The sequence below is a fragment of the Mycolicibacter heraklionensis genome (assembly GCF_001021505.1).
Lineage (GTDB): Bacteria > Actinomycetota > Actinomycetes > Mycobacteriales > Mycobacteriaceae > Mycobacterium > Mycobacterium heraklionense.
Genome location: NZ_LDPO01000003.1, coordinates 259,082 through 282,801, shown reverse-complemented (window position 1 = coordinate 282,801; position 23,720 = coordinate 259,082). Strand labels below are relative to the sequence as shown.

Sequence of the window (23,720 nt, the reverse complement as noted above, 5' to 3'; positions counted from 1 at the left end):
CAATCCACTACCCTGAACCACGACGTCCTCCTCGCTGTTTTGGGACACCAAGCCCGTCAACGACAGCAGGAGGACGTCTTCTACATCCAGACTTTCAACGACACGCGCCATAGCTCTCTTACTACGCACCTTCGCGCTATGTCTCCCTGTCCGCCGCGCAACGAAACCCGATATGACTGGTCGCCGTGTCCTGCGACTGCGGGGACCGAGCCGCAGGCCGATAACGGTGGCAATACTCCGGCGCGCACAGGTGCGACCCGCCCTTGAGGGTTTGACTGATGTCCGGGTCGGCGGGGCCGGCCGGCGCGCAGCAGGGTTTCGGCGGTGCGTCGAGCCGGTGATAGCCACTGAACTCGGTGGCGGTCCACTCCCACACGTTGCCAATCATGTCGACCAGCCCCCAGCCGTTCGGCGGGAATGTCCCCACCGGCGACGTCCCGGCCCAGCCCAGGGCGCCGTCGTTGCGGTACGGAAACGCGCCCTGCCAGGTGTTGGCCATCAACGCACCGCCCGGCCTCTCCTCCTCCCCCCACGCATAGGTGCTTGCGCTGCCGGCCCGGGCGGCGTACTCCCATTCGGCTTCGGTCGGCAACCGCCGCCCCGCCCACCGGGCAAAAGCAGCCGCATCGGGATAGGCCACCTGGACCACCGGATGATCCGGCTTGTCCTCGACAGTGCTGTGCGGTCCCAACGGGTGCCGCCAGCTCGTGCCGGGGATCCACCGCCACCACTGCCGCCAGTCACGCAGATCGACCGGCCCGTCCGTTGGGGTGAAGACCAGGGCACCCGGTTCGGCATCGCCGTAATGCGCAGGATCGAGTTCCTGCTCGGCGAGGGACACATAACCGGTCGCGGCGACGAATTCGGCGTACTGCGCATTGGTCACCGGATGACGCTCCAGCGCGAACGACTGCACCGCGACGCTGTGGATGGGCGCCTCTTCGGGATAGAAACTCGTCGAGCCCATCCGGAACACGCCGGCCGGGATCTCGACGAGGTCCGTCAGCATGAGATCAATCCCGCGAAAACGCGGCCGCGATACTTCTTTTCACGTCCAGGTACGGCTCGCCGCTGACGTCGACGGCGACGTCCGCGATGGTCCCGCCGGTGAAGGCGAACGGTGCACGGTAGGCCGACGACACCGCTTGGCCGGTATTGCGCCCGACGCTGACTCCACCGCCGGCCAACGCGAAGGCGCCCGGCTGGGCGACCATGTCGGGCAAGGTGGCGACCACCTCGTCGTCGATGTACAACGAGGCTTCGCCAACCGGCGTGTGACTGCCCTCGACGGTTCCGGTGCGCTCGAACCGGATACCGAAAATGTGCTGGCCCAACGGAATCGGTCCAGGCGATGACAGCCACTGCTCACGCTCGCCGAGGAAGTTGTAGACGTAGTGCAGCTTGCCGTCCTGAACGAACAGCGCATGACCGCCGTGCCGGGCGCCCTGCTTGAACAGCAGTCCCTCAGCAGCAGCGGAATCCACCGTGACTCGGGCCAATACCGAAAATGACCGGCCGCGAAGCTCGACACACGCTCCCAACGGCACCTCGGCGGTGTTCGGGTAATAGGTGTAGCCGGTCCGGTCGCCGGACAGGTACGGCCGCTGCCGGCTGGTCATCTCGAAGATGTTCAAGTCCGCCAACGGCAGACCGTTGTACTTGTCGGCCTCGGCGAACCACATCGCCTTGAGCTCTTCGAGTTTCTCGGGGTGTTCTGCGGCCAGGTCGTGGCACTGACTGCGATCCTCGGCGAGGTGGTACAGCTCCCACCGGTCGTCGTCGAAGTGACTCCAGCCCGACGGAGTCGCCGCATGCACGGTGTTGGCGAACCAGCCGCGGTGCCAGATCCCGCGAGTGCCCAGCATTGTGTAGAACTGGGTGTGCTTGCCGGTATCTCCCGCCGGATCCACCAGCGCGGCTTTGAAACTCACGCCTTCCAGCGGACGTTGGGCAACACCGCGCACGGTCTCCGGCGGAGTGATGCCGAGCAGGTCATAGACCGTCGGGGTCACGTCGCACACGTTGACATAGGCGTCGCGTACCTCGCCGCGCGCGGCGATTCCGTTGGGCCAGCTGACGATCGCAGGGTCGGCGATACCACCCTCATGAGAGGCGTAGCGCTTGTAGAGCTTGTAGGGCGTGTTGAACGCCATCGCCCACCCGACCGGGTAGTGGTTGTAGGTTTCCGGACTGCCCAGCTGATCGAAGAGTTTCATCGCCTCTTCGACGGAGTCGATGTAGCCGTTGAAGAACTTGTTCTCGTTCGGCGACCCGTTCGGACCGCCCTCGCCGCTGGCTCCGTTGTCGGAAATCACCACGACGATGGTGTTGTCGAGTTGTCCGGAATCTTCCAGGTAGTCCAGGACCCGGCCGATCTGAGCGTCGGTGTAACTCTGGAAACCCGCGAACACCTCGGCCATTCGGGCGAACAGACGCTTCTCGGAGTCATCGAGGCTGTCCCACGGTCGGACCGTGTCCAGCAGCGGCCAGGGCTGGCCGTCGGCACTGGTGACATCGGCATAGGGGTTGATCTCGGACAGCTCGGTGTCCGGCGGCACCAGCCCCAGCTCCTTCTGGTTCGCCAGCACGATTTCCCGGTACTCTTCGTAGCCCATGTCGAAGCGCCCGGCATAGCGGTCGGCCCACTCGGCGAACACATGGTGCGGGGCATGGCCGGCGCCCGGGCAGACATAGCCGAACCAAGGCTTTCCGGGCGCGACCGTCTGGGCATCCCGGATGAATTCGATTGTCTTGTCGGCGATGTCCTTCGACAGGTGGTAGCCGTCCTCCGGCGTCGCGGGCGGCGCGACCGGGTGGTTGTCATAAACCAGGTCCGGGTACCACTGGTTGGTCTCGCCGCCCATGAAACCGTAGAACCGTTCGAATCCCCGCTGCGTAGGCCAGTGCCGTCGGGCGCCGGCCATATTGGACTCTTCCAGCGGGGTCAGGTGCCACTTGCCGACGCAGAAGGTGTTCCAGCCCTGTTCGGCGAGAACCTCACTGAGCAAGGCGGTTTCGAAGGGAATGCGCCCGCTGCAGTTGGGGAAACCGTCGGTGAACTCTTCGATGGTGGCCATGCCGACACTGGTGGCGTTACGCCCGGTCAGCAGCGACGCCCTGGTCGGCGAGCACAGTGCGGTGGTGTGGAACTGGGACAGCCGGACGCCGCGCTCGGCAATCCGACTCATCGTGGGCATCTCCACCAGCCCGCCGAAGCAGTCCCAGGTGGCGATCCCGGTGTCGTCCCAGACCAGGTACAGCACGTTGGGCGCGCCCTCGGGAGCGGTCGGCGCGGCGAACGGCCCCCAATCCGGTTCGGAATCCCGGATGTCGAGACTGACCTTGCCCGCGAAATCCACCATCGCTCACTCCGTTGTCGGCCCCCAGGACGGATGAGACACTACCGGCCCGGCGGCAAAGCGGCAGTCTTCACACCACGGAGGGTTCCCGACGCTGCGATGTATGGCCCTGGCCTGCACCGGCCGCCAGCAGCTCGCCGAGAAAGGCCGCGGCCGCCGGCGACGGTGCCCGCTCACTCGGGGTGATCAGGGCCAGTTCACGGGGAATCACCGGATCGGTCGCCACACCCACAAGCTGATCCGATTTCGCCACCAGCGCCGGCGGCAGGAACGCGATACCTACGCCGGCGGCCACCAGATCCACGAGGTCGATCGGGGTGTTGGACTCGGCGCAGACGGTTCGAACGAAGCCGAGGTCGGCGCAGATCCCATCGATGTGCAGCCGCGTCCGCAGATCGGAACGCCGCTCGACGAACTCCCGATCCCGCAGGTCGGTCAGGTCCACCACATCGCGATCGGCGAGCGGATCGTCATGTCGCACCGCCAGCGCCAGCGGCTCGGATCCCAATGACAGCCCCTTGACCCGGCTCCCGTCGTAGGGCTGGCTGACGAACGCCAGGTCCAGGTCACCGTCGGCGGTCGCGTGCACCAGCGTGTCAATCGGATCGTGTCGCATTGCGATCTCGATGCGCGGAAAGCTCCGGTGATAGCGCGCCAGCAACGCCGGTAGGTCCACGGCCCCCAGCCCTTGGATCACGCCGATGCTCAGCCGCCCCGACAGCACCCCCTTGACTGCGTCGACCGCGGCACGCGCATGTTCCGCAGCAGCCAGGGCGTTCTGCGCATCCGGCAGCAGCGCCAGGCCGGCCGTGGTGAGGTCGACACGGCGGTTGTTGCGCACCAGCAGCGCGGTACCGAGTTCCTGCTCCAGGCTGCTGATCGACGCGGACAGGGTGGACTGCACCACGTGAACCTTGGCGGCCGCGCGCGTGAAGTGCAGCTCCTCAGCCACAGCGACAAAATGTTTCAACTGCCGCAGTTCCATAGCGCTCAGTGTGCCGCCCGGCTCCGATTGGTCAAATCGAAAGTTCCGTTCCGCCAAGGCTATTACTTTAACGCGCCTGAGACCAAGCCCTGACAAACACTTATCTTTGCCATAAGCGCAGTGCCGCAATGACTTACATCGCCGCGTTCACGTGCGTTGATCGATGACAACGATTCTCTACATTGAGATTAACTGTTGAAATATCGGCCCACAGGGGTGGTGACGACGCCTTAGACCCGTTAGCGTCTGACGAGGATGCCGAGGGGGTTGAGGCAGTGTCTCTGGCATCTGGACATCCGTTGTCGCCCAACGTCATCGACGCCTTCACAGCGTTCACACCGGAATTGTTGTGCGCGTTGCGCGAGGCGATCGACCGATGTTCAGCTCTTCCCGGCATGTTTCGAAGGGGAACACACAGGGCCGGGACCATCCCAGAACGGAAGGAACGCACCGAAAATGAATCGTCGGATCATATTGTCGGCCGGTGGCGCCACCGCCGGTCTACTTACGACCACATTCCTGCCCGTATCAGTCGCTTTCGCCGACAATGGTGTCGGCGCAGCCGGAGACATCGGCAGCACTGCCCTGCCGGTCGACCTGGCCAGCAACGTGACCGGCGCCGGCGGCACGGACGCACTCGGTAACGCCGGTGCCCTCAGCCCAGACCTGACCACAACCCCCACCCCGCTGACCGGCCTCGGCGCGCTGGCACCCACGGCGGGAACGCTCAGCCCGTCGCCGCTGGGCGATATCGGCGCTATCCCGCCGACCGCCGGCACTCCCGACGCCACAACGCCCGGAGACGTCACACCCGGCGACCTCACACCCACCGACGCGGCGCCCGGCGCCGGCGACAGCTTCACCATCGGCGACACCACCTTCAACCCCGTGCTGGACGACGGGTCGGCGGGTTTCACCCCGCTCAGTCCGGTGTTCAGCGCCCCGCCGTTGTTCCAGGTCGGCGAAGGCGAACAATCCTTCGACGTCAGCAGCGGCACCGGGGACGGCGCCACCGATCTGGGCAACGTGACCGCCAGCGAGAACGTCACGAATCTCGTTGGCGGCATCCACAACACCGAGTTCACGATCACCGACGTAGATCCGGCTTCCGGAGCGACGGCTTCTGACCTTCCCGCGGTGGGAACGGTGTACGACGTGATGAACTTCGGGAACGGGTTCGAGAACATCTACACCGACATCCCGGGGGCTGACGGCGCCGCCAACACCATCACTGACACGCTGTCGACACCGTTCGGCGACTTCAACATTCCGACCGATTTCGATGCGGCCGGACTGCTCGACCCGGGCGATGCGTTCAGTGGCCTGTCGATGTTGGGTGCAGACGCCACGGGCGGCGCGGCCGACGCTGTGAGCAGTGCGGCCGACGCCGCCGGAGGTGCCGGAGACGTGGCGAGCATGTTCGACCCGACGAGCCTATTCGACCCGACGAGCCTGTTCGGAATCTGACGTTCGTCCGGGCCGGGGCGAATGGACGGCTGAACATCCCAGGTCCATGCCGGAGGGCCTGGGATGTTTGGCTCGGTACCGAAGTGGGCACCCCGGTCACCGCACAAACCATGGAAGTTCTGGGGGGAACCATGAGGCGGACACATCGATGAGGGCGCAGCATACGTTGGGGCTGAATCTGTCCTGGCTGCGCGTGACCACGGTATTTCTGATCGATATCGGCATCCTGTGGCTGGCCCGCCACTGGCCGGCCCAGCTCGGGCCCCCCGAGCGCGCATGGTGGCCCGCAGTGGGCCTCGCCGCAGTGCTCACCACGGCCGCGTTGATCACCCACCGCCGAGTACCGCTGACGGCGATCCTGCTGGCCCGGCTGTCCGATCGATTCGCCACCCCGGCGGCGTTTCTCACCGAAGGCTGTACTCCCGGCTTCGACCACCGTCGCCGCTACAGTCGCGACGTCGTCGGGGTGCGTGAGTACCGGGGCCGGTTGGTGTCGGTGATCGCCATACCCGTTGCTACGGCCGAAACGGCCGGGCGACATCGTCGCGTCCCGGCGCCGGCACCGACGCTGCCAGCTGAACTCGTCGCCGCGGGCCTGCGGCAGTTCGACGTGCGCCTGGACGGGATCGACATCGTGTCAATACGAACGTGCGACTCCCCCGACGACTCCCCCGATGACGAACACCGCACCGACACGGCGGCGGTCCAGGCGGTCAAGGCGCCCGGCTCCTGCGGACCACAGGTCAACTGGCTGATCCTGCGGATGGATCCGATGCACAACACCGAGGCGGTGGCGGTTCGCGATTCCGTGGCCGCGACCCTGGCCGTAGCCACCGAACGACTGGCCCGCGACCTCTGCGAACGTCACCTCGACGCGCGCATCCTGTCGGCCGAGGAGTTCGATCAGGTCGACGCGGCTCTCTTGGCCGGCCTCCAGCCCACCCGTCTCCGCCGGCGTCGGCGCCGACTAAAGCAGAAGGAACGCAAGGGGCCCAAGCAATTCGCGGCCACCTTCTGGATGTCGCCGCGCGACATCAGCACGGAGAACCTGGAGCGGCTGTGGCTGCCGGAGACCGACACGACCGCAGTCACGGTGCGCCTGACGAGGCGCCAGCACCACACCGACGTCGCGGTGCTGGTGCGCTACCACAGCGCGAGCAGATTGCGAAGGACCACCTCGGCCGGACTGAACCGTCTCAACGGACGCCAATTGACGGCATTACGGACCAGCCTGCCGACGCCGACACGACGCACACTGGCGGTGCCGGCCCGAGTGCTCAACGGCCAGGATTCACTGCAGGTTCCGCTCGGTCCGACCGCGCAGCAACCGCAGCGGGTCAAAGTGCCGGCGTGACGCGGCCACGACCCCAGGCACGACGAAGCCCCGCGACGCAGGTCGCGGGGCCTTGTCGTATTACTTGGCCTTCTCCAGGATTTCGACCAGGCGCCAGCGCTTCGACGCCGACAGCGGACGGGTCTCCATCAGCGACACGCGGTCGCCGATGCCGGCCGTGTTGTTCTCGTCGTGCGCCTTGACCTTCTTGGTGGTCCGGATGATCTTGCCGTAGAGCGGGTGCTTCACCCGGTCCTCGAGCTCGACGACGATGGTCTTCTCCATCTTGTCGCTGACCACGTAGCCGATCTGGGTCTTGCGGCGGCCCCGCGGCGTCTCGGTGCGCGGAGTGTGCTTGGGGCCCTTCTCCGCGGCGCTAGCCTTTGCAGCCTGTGCCATTACGATGCCTCGCCTTCAGAACCAGCGGGACCGGACGCCAGGCCCAGTTCCCGTTCGCGCAACACGGTGTAGATGCGCGCGATCTGGTGGCGCACCGTGCGGAGCCGACGGTTGTTGGTGAGCTGCCCGGTCGCCATCTGGAAACGCAGGTTGAACAGCTCTTCTTTGGACTCGCGCAACTGCTCGACGAGCTCGTCGGCGTTCAGCTCGCGCAGTTCGCCAGCGGTAACTCCCACTGCCATCAGAACTGCTCCTCTCGGGTGACGATGCGCGCCTTGATCGGCAGCTTGTGGATCGCCCGGGTCAGTGCGGCGCGGGCAATGGCCTCGTTCGGGTAGCTCAGCTCGAACAGCACCCGACCCGGCTTGACGTTGGCGACCCACCACTCCGGCGAACCCTTACCGGAACCCATCCGGGTTTCGGCGGGCTTCTTGGTCAGCGGACGGTCCGGGAAGATGTTGATCCACACCTTGCCGCCACGCTTGATGTGCCGGTTGATGGCGATACGAGCCGACTCGATCTGCCGGTTGGTGACGTAGGCGTGCTCCAGTGCCTGGATGCCGTACTCACCGAACGTCACCGCGGTGCCGCCGCTGGCGATACCGCGCTGCTTGGGGTGGTGCTGCTTGCGGTGCTTGACCTTACGGGGAATCAACATGATCAGCTCTCCGTGCTCTGCGTTGCTTGTGACTCCGCGGTCGCTGCGCCCTCGGTGACCGCTTCCGCAGCAGCGGTGTTCTCGGTGCTCTCAGCGGCCCGCCCGGCGTCGGTGCTGGTCGCGGTGGTACCCGAGGCGCCGCTGCGGCGCGGGCGGGTGCCCGACGGGCGCTCCCGGCGCGGACGGTCGGCCGACGGTGCGGCGACGGCCAGCTCACGCTTGCCGCCGACCACGTCGCCCTTGTAGATCCAGACCTTCACGCCGATCCGGCCGAAGGTGGTCTTCGCCTCGTACAGCCCATAGTCGATGTCGGCGCGCAGCGTGTGCAGCGGCACCCGACCCTCGCGGTAGAACTCCGAGCGGCTCATCTCAGCACCGCCGAGACGGCCCGAGCACTGCACCCGGATGCCCTTGACGTTGGGCTGACGCATCGCCGACTGGATCGCCTTGCGCATCGCGCGGCGGAACGCCACCCGGTTGCTCAGCTGCTCGGCAACACCCTGCGCGACGAGCTGGGCGACGGCCTCCGGCTGCTTCACCTCAAGAATGTTCAGCTGCACCTGCTTACCGGTGAGCTTCTCCAGGTCGCCACGGATCCGGTCTGCCTCCGTACCACGGCGGCCGATGACGATGCCCGGACGAGCCGTGTGGATGTCGACCCGGACCCGGTCGCGGGTGCGCTCGATGGTCACGTCGGCGATGCCGGCGCGCTCCAGGCCGCTCGACAGCAGCCGGCGGATCGCCACGTCTTCCTTGACGTACTCCGCGTACTGCTTGTCGGCGTACCAGTGCGACTTCCAGTCGGTGGTGATCCCGAGCCGGAAGCCGTGCGGGTTGATCTTCTGGCCCATTACTCCGAGCCCTCCTTCGCGTCGGACGTCTCAGGCGCCTTCTTGGCTGCCGCCTTCTTGGCGGGCGCCTTCTTCGCCGCCGCTTTCTCAGTCGTCTTCTCGGCAGCCTTGGCTGCGGAAGCCTTCTTGGCCGGCGCCTTCTCGGCCGCCTTGGCCGCCGAAGCCTTCTTCGCCGGCGCGGCCGTCCCAGCGGCCGCCTTGCTGCCCTGCGCACGACGCGCCCGGGCAGCGCTGGCGGACTGCGCCGAACCGCCGCCCTTCACCGGCCGGCTCTCCACCACCACAGTGATGTGGCTGGTGCGCCGGCGGATCCGGTACGCACGCCCCTGAGCGCGCGGCTTGATCCGCTTGGCGGTTGGGCCCTCATCGGCGTACACCGTCGCCACCACCAGGGTGGCCGGGTCCAAGCCGTCGTTGTTCTGGGCGTTGGCCGCCGCGCTGGCGATGACCTTGGCCACCGGCAGGCTGGCCTGCTGCGGGGCCCAGCGCAGGATGTCCAGCGCTTCGGCAACGGACTTGCCGCGCACCAGGTTGATCACCCGGCGCGCCTTGCTGGCCGAGATACCCACATGGCGGGCCTTGGCAACAGCGGACGGATATTCAGTCGTAACGCTCACCGGCGCTTAGCCTTCCGGTCGTCTTTGATGTGTCCCTTGAAGGTGCGCGTCGGAGCGAATTCGCCGAGCTTGTGCCCGACCATCGACTCGGTGACGAATACCGGAACATGCTTGCGGCCGTCGTGAACGGCGAACGTGTGCCCGATGAAGTCCGGGATGATCGTCGACCGACGTGACCAGGTCTTGATGACCTGCTTGGTGTTCTTTTCGTTCTGGACGTCGACCTTCTTGAGCAGATGGTCGTCGACGAACGGACCCTTCTTGAGGCTGCGTGGCATCGCTTTCCCTCCGATTCCTAGCGCTTCTTGCCGGTGCGCCGGCGTCGGACGATGAGCTTGTCGCTGGGCTTGTTCGGCCGGCGGGTGCGACCCTCCGGCTTACCCCACGGGCTGACCGGGTGCCGGCCGCCGGAGGTCTTGCCCTCACCACCACCATGCGGGTGGTCCACCGGGTTCATGACGACACCACGGACGGTCGGGCGCTTGCCCTTCCACCGCATACGGCCGGCCTTACCCCAGTTGATGTTGGCCTGCTCGGCGTTGCCCACCTCGCCGACGGTGGCGCGGCAGCGCACGTCGACCCGGCGGATCTCGCCAGAAGGCATACGCAGCGAGGCGTAAGCGCCTTCCTTGCCCAGCAGCTGGATGCTGGAACCGGCGGAGCGGGCCAGCTTGGCGCCACCGCCCGGGCGCAGCTCCACCGCGTGCACCAGGGTGCCGGCGGGGATGTTGCGCAGCGGCAGGTTGTTGCCGGGCTTGATGTCGGCGTTGGCGCCCGATTCGACCACGTCGCCCTGCGACAGACCCTGCGGGGCGATGATGTAGCGCTTCTCGCCGTCCAGGTAGTGCAGCAGCGCGATCCGCGCGGTGCGGTTCGGGTCGTACTCGATGTGCGCGACCTTGGCGTTGACGCCGTCCTTGTCGTGGCGACGGAAGTCGATCACGCGGTAGGCGCGCTTGTGGCCGCCACCCTTGTGCCGGGTGGTGATCCGGCCGTGGGCGTTACGCCCGCCGTGGCCGTGCAGCGGCCGAACCAGCGACTTCTCCGGGTGAGAGCGGGTGAGCTCAGCGAAATCGGAGACGCTGGCACCGCGACGACCGGGGGTCGTCGGCTTGTACTTGCGGATTCCCATGTCAGTTAGATCTCTCTCTCACTCCGGTCAGGCCGGTGCGGCGAACAGGTCGATCGGCTTGCTGCCGGGCGCCAGGGTCACAATGGCGCGCTTGGTGTCCTTGCGCTTGCCGTAGCCGGTCCGGGACCGCTTGCGCTTACCCGGCCGGTTCGCGGTGTTCACCGACGCCACCTTGACCGCGAAGATCTTCTCGATCGCGATCTTGATCTGCGTCTTGTTCGTGTCGGGGTGCACCACGAACGTGTACACGTTGTTCTCGATCAGCCCGTAGGACTTCTCGGAGATGACCGGCGCGAGGATGATGTCGCGGGGGTCGGGGATGGTCGCCATCAGGCCGAAACCTCCTCGGTTTTGGCGGTGTGTGCCTCGATGTAGGAGTTCAGGGCCTCGACGCTGAACACCACGTCGTCGGCACGCAGCACATCGTGGGTGTTGAGCTGGTCCGGGGACAGGATGTGCACACCCGGCAGGTTGCGCACGCTCTTGGCGCCCGTCTCGTCGGCCCGGCCGATGACCACCAGCACCTGCTTGCGGTCGGTGATCGAGCCCAGGAACGTCTTGGCGTCCTTGGTCGACGGGGTCTGTCCGCTCACCAGCTCGGTGATCGCGTGGATCCGGCCGTTGCGCGCCCGGTCCGACAACGCTCCGCGCAGGGCGGCGGCGATCATCTTCTTCGGGGTGCGCTGGCTGTAGTCGCGCGGCTTGGGGCCGTGCACCACGCCACCACCGGTGAACTGCGGCGCCCGAGTCGAACCCTGACGGGCCCGGCCGGTTCCCTTCTGCCGGTAAGGCTTACGGCCACCGCCGCTGACCTCACCGCGCGTCTTGGTGGAGTGCGTACCCTGACGGGCCGCGGCCAACTGAGCGATCACCACCTGGTGCATCAGCGCAATGTTGGCGGGAGCGTCGAACAGCTCGGCGGGCAGCTCAACCGAGCCACTCTTCTTGCCGTCCGGAGTCTTGACGTCAATCTTGATGCCGGCCATTACTTCTCACCCTTTTTGATCGCGCTGCGGACCAGAACCAGCCCACCGTTGCGGCCCGGAATGGCGCCCTTGATCAACAGCACACCGTTCTCGGCGTCAACCTTGTGCACCACCAGGTTCTGGGTGGTGACCCGGTCGTTGCCCATCCGGCCCGACATCCGGGTGCCCTTGAACACCCGGCCGGGGGTCGAGCAGCCACCGATCGAACCCGGCCGGCGGTGCACGGCCTGGGCGCCGTGACCGGCGCCCTGACCGCGGAAGCCGTGCCGCTTCATGGTGCCGGCGTAGCCCTTGCCCTTGGAGGTTCCGGTGACGTCGACGTAGCTGCCGTCGGCGAAAATCTCGGCGGTCAGCTCCTGGCCGACCTCGTAGCCGGCGGCGGCGGCCTCGTCATCGAGACGCAGCTCGGCCAGATGCCGGCGCGGGTTGACCCCGGCGGCCGCGTACTGACCGCTCAGCGGCTTGTTGACCTTGCGAGGGCTGATCTCGCCGTAAGCGAGCTGGACGGCGCTGTAGCCGTCGCGCTCAGGGGTGCGGATGCGGGTGACCACATTCGGCCCGGCCTTGACGACCGTGACCGGCACGACCTTGTTGTTCTCGTCGAACACCTGTGTCATGCCCAGTTTGGTACCCAAAATACCTTTGCGTGCCATGGTTTCTTCCGAGCTCCTACTGGGATGCCTTATTGGATGTTGACGTCGACGCTGGCCGGCAGATCGATGCGCATCAAGGCGTCAACGGTCTTCGGCGTGGGATCGAGGATGTCGATCAGTCGCTTGTGGGTGCGCATCTCGAAGTGCTCCCGCGAGTCCTTGTACTTGTGCGGGGACCGGATGACGCAATACACGTTCTTCTCGGTCGGCAGCGGCACCGGGCCGACTACGGACGCACCGGTACGAGTGACCGTCTCAACGATCTTGCGCGCCGAGGCGTCAATCGCCTCGTGGTCGTAGGCCTTGAGCCTGATGCGGATCTTTTGTCCCGCCACGCTTCTGCTACCTCACTCCTGCAAAGGGGGTCCGTTTTTCGAACCCTTTGTGCCCCAGCTCGTCGCTACCTTTTCGGACCCGTGGGTCCGGTGTCGACACTGCGCTGGGCGCTGCCGCCGCTGTTTACCTGTCCTGGTCCACCGGTCCCCGCGGTCGGGCGTGTCGCCCGCACACGGCCTCGTGCACGGTGAAAAAACTCCGTGCGGCGAGAATGGGACCGGACGCGCCCGGGTGGGCGCTGGTCGTATGCCCGGCCAGGGACAACCCCGGCGCAGGCGAACCTGAATAGTATGCCCCAGATCGGGTCAGCGGCCAAATCCCCGCGGTTTAGCGAGGCTCGACGAAGGAGAGGCGACGCCGGAACCGCGGCATCAACCCAGCGACAGCGCTCCCGAGCCCTGCGGACCGCCACCCCGGAGCCGCTCCGCGGTCGACCTTACTTGCCGGTAAGGTAGGTCGACGTGACCGGATCCACCAGTACTTATCAGACATGGCGACGGCTGGCGGGCATCCCCGGCGGCACCCGGCTCTTCTCGGCCGCGGCGATGGCCCGAGTCCCCTACTTCGCCTCGGTGTTGCCGCATGTGGTCCGGATGGAGCCCGGACTGGCCGAGGTGCTGGTGCCCAAGTGGCCGTTCGTGAAGAACGTCTAGTTCTCATCACGGTCAGTTCGTTTTCCGCCGGTCGCCGCAGTTCCGGCAGCCCGGACCCGGACGGGCAGGCAACTACCGAACGGGCGTTACCCAGGTGGTGATGTCTGCGTGCACGACTTCAATACCGCCGCGATCGGTGATGCTGACCGGCACCACCAACTCGACCCCCTCGGCGATGCCCTCGAAATCCGGAGGGTCGAGTCGGGCGGTGGCCCGCAGCGAGGTGGTCGCCTTGGCCAGGTACTGGACGGTCATCGCCTTCGGAATCCAGCGGTGACTGGACGGCACGGTGGCCTCCATCAGCATCCCCATGGCAACCTCGGCGGCGTTACAAGACGCAATGGCGTGCATGGTCTTCAGATGGTTGTGCACCATCGTCCAGTTCGGGACGTCAATCTCAGCCAGACCTGGCTCCATGCTCCTGATATGCGGCAGCACGGTCGTGAAATACGGTGCGCGGGCCATGACCGCTGCGGAGAATAACCGGCTGCCGCCGGGGTAGGCAGACAGTCTCTGCCACATCCGGTAGGCAGTGCTGGGACGACCTGTCATGACGACACCCTACTGCGAAGTAAGTTCACCCGCGCGTGTGCGGTCAACACTGGCCACGAGCACAGACGAGACCCGATCCTGCAACGGAGCTGGACCGTCCACCCACCACATTCTGTATCGGCTTTTGCGCCATTCTTGTGACTTGTTGACCGCCAACTTGGCGACGGCCACAGGACAATCCAGCAGCCCACGTGTGCGCTCCGCCCATCGCTGACCTGCGCTGGGACACCAGTCGAGTGGAAATTTCACGGCTCCACACATAGCCGGGAGATGAGACGGGAGTGGTACCGGACCCACAAGGCCAGTCAGGCCGTCCCAACCGGGATGGCGGTCTGCTCGCCAAGAGACCGAATACCAGTCAGCACGCGGCTCACACGGGAACGTGTCTGGTCGCCAGGTAGATAGGATTCGACGACATCGAAGTCCGCCATGACGCGCAGCTCAGGATCGTTCATCAACCTAGTGACTTCCAGCGCGACTTTGCTCTCCATCACACCAGCAGTGAAGGCTGGCCCTTCGTCCGGCCTGAAATAGAGAGTGCCGAGAGACCAGCGAAAGCCGTCGATAGTGCCCACCCTGTGTTCCTGGCGGCGCTTCTCCTGGGCCACTTCCAGCTCAATCCGCAACCGGACCGCACCATCGTTTGTGAGTTCGAGGCCTGCTGCCCCGACCCGTCTCTGGCGGATCATCCCGCGAACCGCCCACCCACCCTGCTGAGAGGCATTGGCCACGCGTTTCAGCGCGGTCCGCGCCTTGATCGGCAGTTCGGCAATCTCCGCCGCGAGCGGTGTATCGAGGTCGGGATCGCTAGCGTGCGCGAGGATCGATGCCACCGTGCGCAACGCGTCCGAGTCGACGGTCGATGCCGCAGTCTCGTCGTCGACTGTTTGGCCGTCGGAAACCTCGGGTATCGCCACGCGCATCACCACCCGAACCGATCCCGGTGTCGTGCCCTCAATCAGCAGATTGTCGCGGTACCGTTTGCGGCCTGCGCGCGCCTTGGCGGTCTCCTTGACCGCGTCACTGATGCCACTCACGAACAGCGAGAACTGTCGTGCATTGGCGGCGTTCTTCTCGATGCCGGGACCAATCAGGTGAAGGTCCACTTCTGCCTGCTCCGGCCCGACCTCACGCTCATAGATATTGATCAAGTCGGCATCATTGCCGACGATCCCGGCACGGATCGACTCGCGCACCGCACGATCGGAGTTAGGGTCACCCGAGGAGTAGTGCAGCGCATCGAGCAGCGATGCCTCAAGCTCACGGTCGACAGCCATTACGCACTCACCTCCAAATAACCCTTACGGACACCTGGAACCACATTGTGCTGCTGATCGCGCACTGACGACCACCGAAAGTCCCAGACGCCCAGCACCTGGGGAACATCGGGCTCGATGAAGCAGTCGAGCAACCCGCCCATCGGATGCACCTTGTCGGCGTAGACGCTCGGCTGTGCGGGCAGAGTCTCCAGTAGCGTCCAATGAGGCAGAAACTCCGGCGTCATCACCTTTCCATGCTCACCCGGGGGTACGACAACCAGCACGTCCGCGTCCTCGGGCTGCTCCCACGGCTTGTGAGTCACGAACCCACCGTCGATCCAGTACCGGCACGTGCTGAACTGAGCCGAGACGAGGTCGATGTAGAGCGTGAGAGCGCGGAAGATTAACTCGCGCCGGGGACGGAACGGTGCATTCACTACAAAGGTCTCGTAGACCTCGTCGAGTGTGGCAACGTGCCGACCAACTGGCAACGTCGCATACTGCCCGCTCGTAGCTGGAATCGGCACGCGCTGCCAACCTCCTGGTTACCGCACTCCCGTGCTGTCGACCGCGTGATCCTCGCACGTCCCCGATGCTGGTAGGGCGCTTCCGACAACCTTGTGATCTATAGCGACCCGACTCGTTATGGCGTGTTCATCCACAGCGTCCGCGATCCGTTGTGAACGCACAGAAACAATTGGACTGCGCCCATCTGCATGACAACCGGGAGTGAGGTGCTGGCGAACGTGAGCGAATATCGGAGGCTCGCCGAGGAGCTTGGATACTGGCCCGCTACGACCGACCCGGAGCATCTGGCCAAGCTGCGCTCCGATAACGAACGCTTTAACCGGATGAACGCCCACGATCCCCAGGGGCTCAAGTGGTCGAAGATGGGTGCATCGGTCCCGCGCAGTGAACTAAGCGCGCCGGACACATGAAGCCCAGCAAGTCGTAGGCGCTACGGCTGGAGTTCCCGTCCACACGGTTAGAACTGCGGCACGGGCAGTTCGCTGACGAGCTCTCCGGCATCGATGTCCAGACCGGCGGCGATCTTCATGATCGTTTCTAGACGCAGGCTGCGCTGGCCCCGTTCCACTTTGCCCAGTTGCGTCCAGTGGATGCCACAACGAACAGCGGCAGCCTCCTGACTGAGGCCAAGTGCCGTGCGGCGGTCGCGGACCCGTTCGCCGAACACGCGGGTGGTCTCGTTGAGGGCTGGCTTGGGCTGGTCGTCGGACACGGTGTCCAACGACATACGGCCCGCGCGGAATCGGCCAGAGCGTAACGAGCCCATGCCTGTTGCGCACATGCGTAACCGGCCTGTAACCTCGGCCCGTAACTGGGTAGCACCTGAGAATTTCCTTGACGCCTCAAGAGGGAGACTGATTGATGACTCGCCGCAGTTCCGTGGAGCAGGGCCGACGCTCGGGCAACACCCACTCTTTCGGGAACAACGTCAGTCGCCGTCGCGCACTGGGCGGCGGCACCGCAGTGGGGGTGTTCTTGGCGTTCGGGATGACGCCACTCGCCGAGCCCGCCGCGAAGGCTGACGTCGATGACGTGATCATCGATACGGTGGCTTCGCTATTCGAGTCCTCGACCTGGACCGACCCCGACGCCCTCGACGCGGCATGGGATGCCCTGATCCTGCAGGACAACTGGGATGCCCTACTTCTGAACCTCGACGACCCCAGCTTCGGTGCAGTCCTGTTCAACGAATACTTCTATACCCCGCTGCACGCCTCCATCGACACCTGGATCAACAGCTCCGACGGGCAAGTATTCGCCAACCTCGTCAACTCGGTATCAGGCCAGTATCTGATCGGCGACGGCGCTAACGGAACCGCCGACAACCCTGACGGTGGGAACGCCGGGCTGTTGTTCGGCGACGGCGGCAACGGGTACGGCTACAGCGGCAGCGGCGGCAACGCCGGATGGTTCTTCGGTGACGGCGGCAACGCCGGGTCCGCCGAAGCAGGCGGCACCCATTCGCCGGTCACTACTTTTGCCGCCGAAAGCTCCGGTGCGATCAACGGCACCCCCGGCGTCGGTGGCAACGCCGCGTCCCTGTTCGGCAACGGCGGCAACGGCACCAACGGCGGCGACGGCCAGTTCGGCGGCAACGGCGGGGCCGGTGGCGCGGGCGGCAGTGGCGGCTTCTTGTTCGGCAACGGCGGCAATGGCGGCAACGGTGGCAATGGCGGCAACGGCACGGAACTGCACCCCGACGGCGGCAACGGCGGGGCCGGCGGTAACGGCGGCCAAGGTGGCTTCTTCTTCGGCGATGGTGGCAACGGCGGCAACGGCGGCAACGCTGGCAACGGTGGCGACTACAGGGGCCCCGGTGCCCTCCTTAACTACGCTCGCGGCGGTGACGGCGGTCTAGGCGGCAACGCCGCCTCCCTTTTCGGTAACGGCGGCAATGGTGGCGATGGCGGTGCCGGTGGTGACGGCACTGAGCTGGGTCCCCAGGGCCGCGCTGGTGGCGATGGCGGTTTCGGTGGTAGTGGCGGGCTCTTCTCCGGCAACGGTGGCAACGGTGGTGATGGCGGCGCGGGCGGTGACGCCGCGACACTGTATTTCCCCGGGGGCGATTTCCCTGGGGGCGCTGGCGGTGTTGGCGGTTCCGGCGGTAGTGGTGGGTTCTTCTCGGGCAACGGCGGCAACGGCGGCAACGGCGGCAAAGGTGGCTACGGTGGCGACTACAGCGGCCCCGGCGCCCTCCTTAACTACGCTCGCGGCGGTGACGGCGGTCTAGGCGGCAACGCCGCCTCCCTTTTCGGTGACGGCGGCAATGGTGGCGATGGCGGGGCCGGTGGCAGGGCCGGCATGGGTGCCATGGGCGGCACGAGCGGGTCCATCTCCGGTCTCCATGGCGACTGGGGAGTCTCGGGGCGGCCTGTCAGTCCGGGCCTCAGCTAGAGCGTGACCGCCGTCTCGATCCCTTAGTTCTGGACAGCCCGGGCAGGTAGGGCCGCTGTCTCGATTCTTCGTAGTTTCGAGAGACCGCCTGGCGGCGACGGTGGACGGGGCGGCAATGGCAAATCCAGGTGCCGATCGCCAGTGGCAACAGAAGATCAGCCCACGTTAGGACAACGAAGTGAAGAAAATCAGGAGTGGGGCAGCGGTTTTTGGATCAATGATTGGGCTCGGGCTGGCATGCGCACCGACCAGCCATGCTGACAAGGCACAGGCATTCGGCGACGCCAACCACGAGGTGATCTGCAACTTTGTCGGCCAAGAGCCGACCGCCCACGGCATCTGGGCCGCCATTTCAGTTCTCTTGACAGAACAAAGACCTATCTACTCTGACGGTGGCCTCAACTACCGACAGATGCAGTCGGCAGTCGGTTATGCGATCAATGGTCACTGCCCCAAGTTCAGCGCCGCCTACTCCGAGTACAGGTCTCAGTACAGGTAAACGGGGTCCGGTACGTGTGCCCCGAACAGTGAAGGATGATCATGGCGCATCGCCCCTCTTCGTTGCTCAAGTCCAGTCGGCTGAGCCACTCGGGGCCCCAAAGGGACCCGTCGTGAAGTTGCGGGAGGGCGGACGGCGGAGGCTCCAGAAGGCCACCATCGCAATGTTGCTGATCGGCCCCCTCGCAGCTGCAGCTCCGGCGACGTGCAGCACGGATGGGTGTGATGCCGGATGCTTCATGCTCGGCCCGGGAAGCTCCGAATACAACCGCTGCATGTCTGGTTGCCAACACAAGGGCTCGGCAGGCGGAACACCCAAGACAGGCCGTCCACCGACAATCACGGACCCTCAAGATATCCGCCCGGTCACCATGGAGGACGTCTACGCGCTCATCTGTAATGATCTTGGTGTCAATGGCGTATCAGTCCCGAGCGTCACCAAGATTCACTACAGGCTGATGGACGACCCCGACTATCAATACACCGCCCGTGAAGCGGGGCTCACAGTCAGCAGGGCCGTAGAAAACCTATGTCCGAAATACAGATCCGCACTGATCGAGGCGACGCGCCAGGCGTTATCTAGGTAGCAGCAGCATCCGTCTCGCCCCCACCGGCGGCGGGGTCGTCGTGGTCGGTGTATTCCTCGCGTGAGTGCAGAACCGTGTCGTTGTTGAGCAGTTGCACATCGCCGGGCCTAGTGATCTCGGATCGCCGTGGGATGAATGTCTTTCACCAAGTCCGCCCAGATGCACTGCAAGCGCTAGCACTGGGCTGGACCCCGGATGCTGCACATAACCGACTCCGAACCGAATGTCAGCGGTCACGTATTTCCCCAGGTTTGAGGGGTTGTCCGTCACGTAATTCCCCACCTGCCGTCACGTAATTCCCCACCCCGGGGTGTGTCGGGTGGGGTTGGGGTGCTGCTCAGGTTCGCTCCGTTCAGGTGCCCCGCTCCGGGGGCCTGGAAGGGGCCTGAGGTGGCAAGGAGAGCGTGGACCGTGACCGACTTCGTGGAGATGTTCCGACACTGGAACGCCGGCCGATCCCAGGTGCAGATTCATGAGGCACTGGGCATCGACCGCAAGACGATCCGCAAGTATTTGACCCCGGCGCTGGCCGAGGGGCTGATGCCAGCGCCTGATGGGTCGTTCGACGAGGAGCTGTGGCGGGCGCGGATCGCGCGGTGGTTCCCTGAGCTGGTCGACCCGACCGCACGGGCACTGACCTGGCCGCTGATCGCGGTGCACCATCAGTGGATCAAAGATCAGCTTGCGGCGCCAGTGACGGTGGCCACCATCGCCCAACGGCTACGCGACGACTATCACGTCGATGTGTCGGAGTCGACGGTGCGGCGTTACATCACAACAGCTTTCGCTGAACAACGCCTCGAAGGCAAGGCCACTGTACCGCGGGGCGCTGTCGAACCCGGCAGTGAAGCCCAGATCGACTACGGCAGGCTCGGCATGTGGTTCGACCCGGAGGCGGGGCGTCGGGTGGCGGTGTGGGCGTTCGCGATGATCCTGGCGTGCTCACGGGCCCTGTTCGTCCAGCCGGTGCTGCGGATGGATCAGCACTCGTGGAACGCCTCGCACGTGGCGGCATTCGAGTTCTTTGATGGTGTTCCAGCGCGGTTGGTCTGCGACAACCTGAAAACCGGGGTGCTGCGGGCGGATCTGTATGACCCACAGATCAACCCGGCCTACGCCGAGCTCGCCGCGTTCTACGGCACCCTGATCGACCCCGCGCGGGCACGAAAGCCTAAAGACAAGCCTCGCATTGAGCGGCCGATGCCCTACATTCGGGATTCGTTCTTCGCCGGGCGGGAGTTCACCAGCCTGGAGCAGATGCAGGCCGAGGCGCTGCGGTGGTCCACCGACGTCTATGGCGTCCACAAGCACCGCGGCCTGGACGGTCAGAGGCCAGCATCGGTGTTCACCGCGGTGGAACGCGATGCACTGATGCCGTTGCCGCAGCGTCGATTTGAGTCCGTGACCTACACGGTTGGCACCCTGGCACCGGACTGTCATGTCAAGTCGGGCAAAGCGTTCTACTCAGCACCGTGGCGGTTGATGGGCCAGAAACTGCTGGTGCGCACTGCAGGTGATGTGGTGCAGATCTTCCACAGCGATGCGGTTGTGGCGACCCATGTGCTGCATCTGTCGGGCCGATCGACCAACTACGAGCACTACCCGCCGAACAAGATCGCCCATACCCTGCGCAACGTGACGTGGTGTCGCACCCAAGCCGAGCAGATCGGACCTGGTGCCGTCGCGATCGTCGCCGAACTGTCGGCGGTCAACGCCATCCACCGACTGAGGGCCATCCAGGGGATCATCCGGCTACGCGACAAATACGGTGACGCCCGCCTGGACGCGGCGTGTGCTCGCGCACTGGCGATCGACGATCCGGGCTACCGCACCGTCAAGGGGATCCTGGCCGCCGGTACCGAATACGGCGAGGAATCGCCGCGGCCTACCACCCCGGCAGTGCCGGCGTTGCTGCGCGGCCCCGCCGCCTTTGACACCGAACGTACCGCCTGACGCTTACTAGCCGCTAATCCTGCTCTGCGCCAACTCGATTCAACAAAGGACTACCGTCATGACCATTCACGACCCCAGCCTTCGTGCCGCACTCAAGACTCTCAAACTGACCGGCATGCTCGACACCCTCGATGCCCGCCTGGCCCAAACCCGCGACGGGAAACTCGGCCACCTGGAATTCCTGCAGGTGCTCTGCGAAGACGAAATCGCCCGCCGCGAGACCGCCGCCCTGGCACGGCGAATACGGCGCGCCCGCTTCGAACAAGCCAACACCTTCGAGGACTTCGACTTCGCCGTCAGCCCCAAGTTGCCCGCCGCGATGCTGCGCGATCTGGCCGCACTGCGCTGGCTCGACGCCGGCGAATCGGTGATCCTCTACGGACCCGTCGGAGTCGGCAAAACCCATGTAGCACAAGCACTCGGACACCAAGTAGCTCGACGCGGCGGCGACATCCGCTTCGTCAAATGCTCCCGAATGCTCGCCGACCTCGCCGGCGGTCACGCTGACCGCACCATCGGCCAACGCATGCGCGAATACACCCGCCCCCTGGTCCTCATCGTCGACGACTTCGCCATGCGCGAGCACACCCCCACCCAAAGCGACGACCTCTACGACCTGGTCTCCGACCGCGCCATCGCCGCCAAGCCGCTGATCCTGACCAGCAACCGCGCCCCCAAGGATTGGTACCCGCTGTTCCCCAACCCCGTCGTCGCCGAATCACTGCTCGACCGGCTGATCAACACCAGCCACCAAGTCCTCATGGACGGCCCCTCCTACCGGCCCCGCAAGCGCCCCGGAGTCACCACCACCTGACACCGACCGCCAACCCCGCTACCCTCACCACCAGCAGCTCCCAACCTGGGGAATTACGTGACGACTACCCCTGGGGAATTACGTGACCGTCGACACGAAATCTCTGCCGCCATCATCGTGACGCAGCAAGGACCAAAGACGAGGCCACAGAACTCAGCAGGCTGCGCGTTGCCCAACTGGGCATCCTCGACGACGGCCGGATTCCGCCGAGACTATTTTGAGCCCCGTGGACTTCTCGATCATCAGCACCTCACTCGGCGCGCTGGGCATCGGCTCGCTGATCACTCAGTATCTGCTGTCCAGCCGGGAGCGTCGAGAAATACGCTGAGGTGTACTCAAACACCTCGCAGAGGTTGAGGAGGCGAGATGGGCGGGCGGCCCGGATGAGGTCAACTACCGCCTGTTCCGGAAATCTCTTCATGAATTAGAGACTGCGGCTCTTGTTGCACATCTCCCCCAGCGAGCAGTGCACCACTACATTGTATTCGCGCAGGCGGCCCGGTCAGCCACTCAGGAATTCGCCGATACACATGGCTACGACGAAGAAGTCGGCCCAGTATTGTTCAACCCCCTGGGCGAGGTGGTCACGACCTCGGCGCAGGTCGTAACCCGGCTAGCCTGATCTCCGCTGTTGGGCAGAGTCGGACTGTCTTGGCGACTCAAAAAGCTACGTGAACGAGCCACAACATGCGATACCGACGCGTTGGGCTACATCACCGGCGCACAAAGGTTATTCGGCGACCTGTAGGGTCTCGTGCTGCGTGTCGTGTGCCGGGCGAATGACCTGGTGATATGCCGAGGCTCTCCGTTAGTGTCAGCTGGTTTCTGCCTCAGATCCCTGTCATTTCCACACTGAGTCTGTTTTCCATGCTGCCCGTGGACGTCTGGCCTGGTGTTGAGTTCGGTGTTTCAGATCACCTTGCAATCTGGTTGATGGCGTTGCCGTTCGATGTGGGCAGATCCTTGCTTGCCTATTTTCGGTCGAACGGAATCACTTCTAGTCGATAGGTTTCAGGCGTAGGGATTGAGTCTGCGTTCGTTGGTGCGCGGCCAGGAAGTCGTCGACGATGCGGGCGCAGTCGTGTGCGGTGATGGATCGCAGGCCGGTCATTCGTGCGAACGCGAGTGGTCCGATGAGCTGGCACAGCGCAAGATCCGGGTCCAGGCCGTCGAACTCAGCAGCGGCCTCAATGTCTTGCAGGATGGCGTCGAAGGGCTGCCGGTATTGGTTGATGACCCGCGCTCGCAGCGCCTGCGGGGCATGTTCGGTGCTGGCGTGATCGATTGTGGTCGGGCCCAGGGCGAGCCAGGCCAACATGGTGATGTGGGCTGGGGCGTCGGCGAACAGCGCGGCCTGCCGGGTGAGCAGTTCGATGAGCCGTTCGCGCAGTGTCCCACTGGCCGGCGCGGGCGGGGTCACTTGAGGTAAGAGTCGCTCGAAGGTGGCCGCGAGCAACTGCGATGAGCTGCCGAAATGGCGGTAGAGGGTGGTGCGGGCCACCTTGGAAGCTTTGGTGACTGCCTCGATGGTGACGGCTTCGATGCCACCGCTGCTGAGCAGCGCGGTCGCGGCGTCGAGCAAGCGGTTGCGCGACCGGGTCCGGCGGGGGTCGATATCGTCGTCATCAGGGGCCGGCGGTACCTGCTCGCTGCTCACACCCACTCACCTCGCTGCATTCCAGATTCCCGACCAATTGTGCGCGCCC

General features: G+C 65.2%; 25 protein-coding genes and 2 pseudogenes. 8 read left to right on the top strand and 19 right to left on the bottom strand.

The window, feature by feature from the left end; translation table 11 throughout:
* Positions 1-136 precede the first annotated feature (136 nt).
* The 3 genes from ABW16_RS06750 to ABW16_RS06740 form a co-directional block, all read right to left on the bottom strand.
* Entirely contained in the window at positions 137-1,009 is an 873-nt protein-coding gene (locus ABW16_RS06750) for a formylglycine-generating enzyme family protein (RefSeq protein WP_047318361.1), read from the bottom strand.
* Between the two features lie 4 nt (positions 1,010-1,013).
* Positions 1,014-3,362: an arylsulfatase gene (locus tag ABW16_RS06745; RefSeq protein ID WP_047318360.1), complete on the bottom strand. Its 2,349-nt coding sequence runs from the start codon at positions 3,360-3,362 to the stop codon at positions 1,014-1,016.
* Positions 3,363-3,429: 67 nt separating this feature from the next.
* Positions 3,430-4,344, bottom strand: a complete 915-nt coding sequence (locus ABW16_RS06740) for a LysR family transcriptional regulator (protein WP_047318359.1) — start codon at positions 4,342-4,344, stop codon at positions 3,430-3,432.
* 456 nt (positions 4,345-4,800) lie between these two features.
* On the opposite strand from ABW16_RS06740, the gene ABW16_RS06735 reads away from it, so the two are divergent.
* Both ABW16_RS06735 and eccE read left to right on the top strand, forming a co-directional pair.
* Positions 4,801-5,811 carry a hypothetical protein gene (locus ABW16_RS06735; protein WP_047318358.1) on the top strand — a complete coding sequence of 337 codons (1,011 nt, stop codon included), beginning with the start codon at positions 4,801-4,803 and terminating at the stop codon, positions 5,809-5,811.
* A 148-nt stretch (positions 5,812-5,959) separates the two neighbouring features.
* Positions 5,960-7,165 (top strand): type VII secretion protein EccE, encoded by a 1,206-nt coding sequence (gene eccE, locus ABW16_RS06730; RefSeq protein ID WP_047318357.1) that lies wholly within the window; start codon positions 5,960-5,962, stop codon positions 7,163-7,165.
* Positions 7,166-7,225: 60 nt separating this feature from the next.
* Here eccE and rpsQ read toward each other — a convergent pair whose 3' ends face one another.
* From rpsQ to rpsJ, 11 genes are read right to left on the bottom strand one after another with little or no spacing between them, the layout of a single operon-like run.
* Positions 7,226-7,543 carry a 30S ribosomal protein S17 gene (gene rpsQ / locus ABW16_RS06725; RefSeq protein ID WP_047318356.1) on the bottom strand — a complete coding sequence of 106 codons (318 nt, stop codon included), beginning with the start codon at positions 7,541-7,543 and terminating at the stop codon, positions 7,226-7,228.
* Positions 7,543-7,785: a 50S ribosomal protein L29 gene (gene rpmC / locus ABW16_RS06720; RefSeq protein WP_047318355.1), complete on the bottom strand. Its 243-nt coding sequence runs from the start codon at positions 7,783-7,785 to the stop codon at positions 7,543-7,545. Before rpmC ends, rpsQ begins: the two co-directional genes overlap by 1 nt.
* The gene (gene rplP / locus ABW16_RS06715; RefSeq protein ID WP_024440409.1) at positions 7,785-8,201 is read right to left on the bottom strand and encodes a 50S ribosomal protein L16; all 417 of its coding nucleotides are present in this window, start codon (positions 8,199-8,201) and stop codon (positions 7,785-7,787) included. The genes rpmC and rplP overlap by 1 nt, the downstream gene beginning before the upstream one ends.
* Before the next feature lie 2 nt (positions 8,202-8,203).
* Positions 8,204-9,052 (bottom strand): 30S ribosomal protein S3, encoded by an 849-nt coding sequence (gene rpsC, locus ABW16_RS06710; RefSeq protein ID WP_047318354.1) that lies wholly within the window; start codon positions 9,050-9,052, stop codon positions 8,204-8,206.
* A complete protein-coding gene (gene rplV / locus ABW16_RS06705; RefSeq protein WP_047318353.1) occupies positions 9,052-9,669 on the bottom strand; it encodes a 50S ribosomal protein L22 in 618 nt (205 codons plus the stop codon). Before rplV ends, rpsC begins: the two co-directional genes overlap by 1 nt.
* On the bottom strand, positions 9,666-9,947 hold the full coding sequence (gene rpsS, locus ABW16_RS06700; protein WP_006245110.1) for a 30S ribosomal protein S19: 282 nt from the start codon (positions 9,945-9,947) through the stop codon (positions 9,666-9,668). Before rpsS ends, rplV begins: the two co-directional genes overlap by 4 nt.
* 17 nt (positions 9,948-9,964) lie before the next feature.
* On the bottom strand, positions 9,965-10,801 hold the full coding sequence (gene rplB / locus ABW16_RS06695) for a 50S ribosomal protein L2 (RefSeq protein ID WP_024440413.1): 837 nt from the start codon (positions 10,799-10,801) through the stop codon (positions 9,965-9,967).
* Between the two features lie 27 nt (positions 10,802-10,828).
* Entirely contained in the window at positions 10,829-11,131 is a 303-nt protein-coding gene (gene rplW, locus ABW16_RS06690) for a 50S ribosomal protein L23 (RefSeq protein WP_047318352.1), read from the bottom strand.
* Entirely contained in the window at positions 11,131-11,787 is a 657-nt protein-coding gene (gene rplD / locus ABW16_RS06685; protein WP_047318351.1) for a 50S ribosomal protein L4, read from the bottom strand. Before rplD ends, rplW begins: the two co-directional genes overlap by 1 nt.
* Positions 11,787-12,440, bottom strand: a complete 654-nt coding sequence (rplC, locus tag ABW16_RS06680; RefSeq protein ID WP_047318350.1) for a 50S ribosomal protein L3 — start codon at positions 12,438-12,440, stop codon at positions 11,787-11,789. Before rplC ends, rplD begins: the two co-directional genes overlap by 1 nt.
* Positions 12,441-12,469: 29 nt before the next feature.
* Entirely contained in the window at positions 12,470-12,775 is a 306-nt protein-coding gene (rpsJ, locus tag ABW16_RS06675; protein ID WP_003883485.1) for a 30S ribosomal protein S10, read from the bottom strand.
* Between the two features lie 462 nt (positions 12,776-13,237).
* Here rpsJ and ABW16_RS06670 point away from each other — a divergent pair.
* Positions 13,238-13,423, top strand: a pseudogene (locus ABW16_RS06670) (DUF4442 domain-containing protein); the annotation flags it as partial.
* Between the two features lie 78 nt (positions 13,424-13,501).
* Here the strand turns inward: ABW16_RS06670 and ABW16_RS06665 are convergent.
* The 3 genes from ABW16_RS06665 to ABW16_RS06655 all read right to left on the bottom strand — a co-directional run bounded on the left by ABW16_RS06665 (position 13,502) and on the right by ABW16_RS06655 (position 15,767).
* Complete coding sequence (locus tag ABW16_RS06665; protein WP_046301585.1) at positions 13,502-13,981, bottom strand: hotdog fold domain-containing protein; 480 nt, start codon at positions 13,979-13,981, stop codon at positions 13,502-13,504.
* A 305-nt stretch (positions 13,982-14,286) separates the two neighbouring features.
* Positions 14,287-15,258 carry a hypothetical protein gene (locus ABW16_RS06660; RefSeq protein WP_046301584.1) on the bottom strand — a complete coding sequence of 324 codons (972 nt, stop codon included), beginning with the start codon at positions 15,256-15,258 and terminating at the stop codon, positions 14,287-14,289.
* Positions 15,258-15,767 carry a DUF6932 family protein gene (locus ABW16_RS06655; protein WP_047318349.1) on the bottom strand — a complete coding sequence of 170 codons (510 nt, stop codon included), beginning with the start codon at positions 15,765-15,767 and terminating at the stop codon, positions 15,258-15,260. The genes ABW16_RS06660 and ABW16_RS06655 overlap by 1 nt, the downstream gene beginning before the upstream one ends.
* A 219-nt stretch (positions 15,768-15,986) precedes the next feature.
* Here ABW16_RS06655 and ABW16_RS06650 point away from each other — a divergent pair, with 219 nt between their 5' ends.
* Positions 15,987-16,178, top strand: coding sequence for a hypothetical protein (locus ABW16_RS06650; RefSeq protein ID WP_131721476.1), 192 nt, complete (start codon positions 15,987-15,989; stop codon positions 16,176-16,178).
* A gap of 47 nt (positions 16,179-16,225) precedes the next feature.
* On the opposite strand, the gene ABW16_RS06645 is transcribed toward ABW16_RS06650, so the two are convergent.
* On the bottom strand, positions 16,226-16,495 hold the full coding sequence (locus ABW16_RS06645) for a helix-turn-helix domain-containing protein (protein ID WP_046302447.1): 270 nt from the start codon (positions 16,493-16,495) through the stop codon (positions 16,226-16,228).
* A gap of 134 nt (positions 16,496-16,629) precedes the next feature.
* Here ABW16_RS06645 and ABW16_RS25305 point away from each other — a divergent pair, with 134 nt between their 5' ends.
* From ABW16_RS25305 to istB, 4 genes and pseudogenes are all read left to right on the top strand, one after another.
* The gene (locus tag ABW16_RS25305) at positions 16,630-18,162 is read left to right on the top strand and encodes a hypothetical protein (RefSeq protein ID WP_131721475.1); all 1,533 of its coding nucleotides are present in this window, start codon (positions 16,630-16,632) and stop codon (positions 18,160-18,162) included.
* 1,186 nt (positions 18,163-19,348) lie between these two features.
* A pseudogene (locus ABW16_RS25295) lies at positions 19,349-19,455 on the top strand (Rv2640c family ArsR-like transcriptional regulator); the annotation flags it as partial.
* A gap of 203 nt (positions 19,456-19,658) precedes the next feature.
* The gene (gene istA / locus ABW16_RS06630; RefSeq protein WP_047318348.1) at positions 19,659-21,200 is read left to right on the top strand and encodes an IS21 family transposase; all 1,542 of its coding nucleotides are present in this window, start codon (positions 19,659-19,661) and stop codon (positions 21,198-21,200) included.
* 58 nt (positions 21,201-21,258) lie between these two features.
* The gene (istB, locus tag ABW16_RS06625; RefSeq protein WP_046301961.1) at positions 21,259-22,014 is read left to right on the top strand and encodes an IS21-like element helper ATPase IstB; all 756 of its coding nucleotides are present in this window, start codon (positions 21,259-21,261) and stop codon (positions 22,012-22,014) included.
* A 997-nt stretch (positions 22,015-23,011) separates the two neighbouring features.
* On the opposite strand, the gene ABW16_RS06620 is transcribed toward istB, so the two are convergent.
* Positions 23,012-23,671: a TetR/AcrR family transcriptional regulator gene (locus ABW16_RS06620; RefSeq protein WP_046301966.1), complete on the bottom strand. Its 660-nt coding sequence runs from the start codon at positions 23,669-23,671 to the stop codon at positions 23,012-23,014.
* Positions 23,672-23,720: the final 49 nt, after the last annotated feature.

What these genes read in the sequence shown, in the direction of transcription:
- ABW16_RS06750 (WP_047318361.1), bottom strand. Translation starts at nt 1,009, where the DNA reads ATGCTGACGGACCTCGTCGAGATCCCGGCCGGCGTGTTCCGGATGGGC.
- ABW16_RS06745 (WP_047318360.1), bottom strand. Translation starts at nt 3,362, where the DNA reads ATGGTGGATTTCGCGGGCAAGGTCAGTCTCGACATCCGGGATTCCGAA.
- ABW16_RS06740 (WP_047318359.1), bottom strand. Translation starts at nt 4,344, where the DNA reads ATGGAACTGCGGCAGTTGAAACATTTTGTCGCTGTGGCTGAGGAGCTG.
- ABW16_RS06735 (WP_047318358.1), top strand. Translation starts at nt 4,801, where the DNA reads ATGAATCGTCGGATCATATTGTCGGCCGGTGGCGCCACCGCCGGTCTA.
- eccE (WP_047318357.1), top strand. Translation starts at nt 5,960, where the DNA reads ATGAGGGCGCAGCATACGTTGGGGCTGAATCTGTCCTGGCTGCGCGTG.
- rpsQ (WP_047318356.1), bottom strand. Translation starts at nt 7,543, where the DNA reads ATGGCACAGGCTGCAAAGGCTAGCGCCGCGGAGAAGGGCCCCAAGCAC.
- rpmC (WP_047318355.1), bottom strand. Translation starts at nt 7,785, where the DNA reads ATGGCAGTGGGAGTTACCGCTGGCGAACTGCGCGAGCTGAACGCCGAC.
- rplP (WP_024440409.1), bottom strand. Translation starts at nt 8,201, where the DNA reads ATGTTGATTCCCCGTAAGGTCAAGCACCGCAAGCAGCACCACCCCAAG.
- rpsC (WP_047318354.1), bottom strand. Translation starts at nt 9,052, where the DNA reads ATGGGCCAGAAGATCAACCCGCACGGCTTCCGGCTCGGGATCACCACC.
- rpsS (WP_006245110.1), bottom strand. Translation starts at nt 9,947, where the DNA reads ATGCCACGCAGCCTCAAGAAGGGTCCGTTCGTCGACGACCATCTGCTC.
- rplB (WP_024440413.1), bottom strand. Translation starts at nt 10,801, where the DNA reads ATGGGAATCCGCAAGTACAAGCCGACGACCCCCGGTCGTCGCGGTGCC.
- rplW (WP_047318352.1), bottom strand. Translation starts at nt 11,131, where the DNA reads ATGGCGACCATCCCCGACCCCCGCGACATCATCCTCGCGCCGGTCATC.
- rplD (WP_047318351.1), bottom strand. Translation starts at nt 11,787, where the DNA reads ATGGCCGGCATCAAGATTGACGTCAAGACTCCGGACGGCAAGAAGAGT.
- rplC (WP_047318350.1), bottom strand. Translation starts at nt 12,440, where the DNA reads ATGGCACGCAAAGGTATTTTGGGTACCAAACTGGGCATGACACAGGTG.
- ABW16_RS06665 (WP_046301585.1), bottom strand. Translation starts at nt 13,981, where the DNA reads ATGACAGGTCGTCCCAGCACTGCCTACCGGATGTGGCAGAGACTGTCT.
- ABW16_RS06660 (WP_046301584.1), bottom strand. Translation starts at nt 15,258, where the DNA reads ATGGCTGTCGACCGTGAGCTTGAGGCATCGCTGCTCGATGCGCTGCAC.
- ABW16_RS06645 (WP_046302447.1), bottom strand. Translation starts at nt 16,495, where the DNA reads ATGTCGTTGGACACCGTGTCCGACGACCAGCCCAAGCCAGCCCTCAAC.
- ABW16_RS25305 (WP_131721475.1), top strand. Translation starts at nt 16,630, where the DNA reads ATGACTCGCCGCAGTTCCGTGGAGCAGGGCCGACGCTCGGGCAACACC.
- istB (WP_046301961.1), top strand. Translation starts at nt 21,259, where the DNA reads ATGACCATTCACGACCCCAGCCTTCGTGCCGCACTCAAGACTCTCAAA.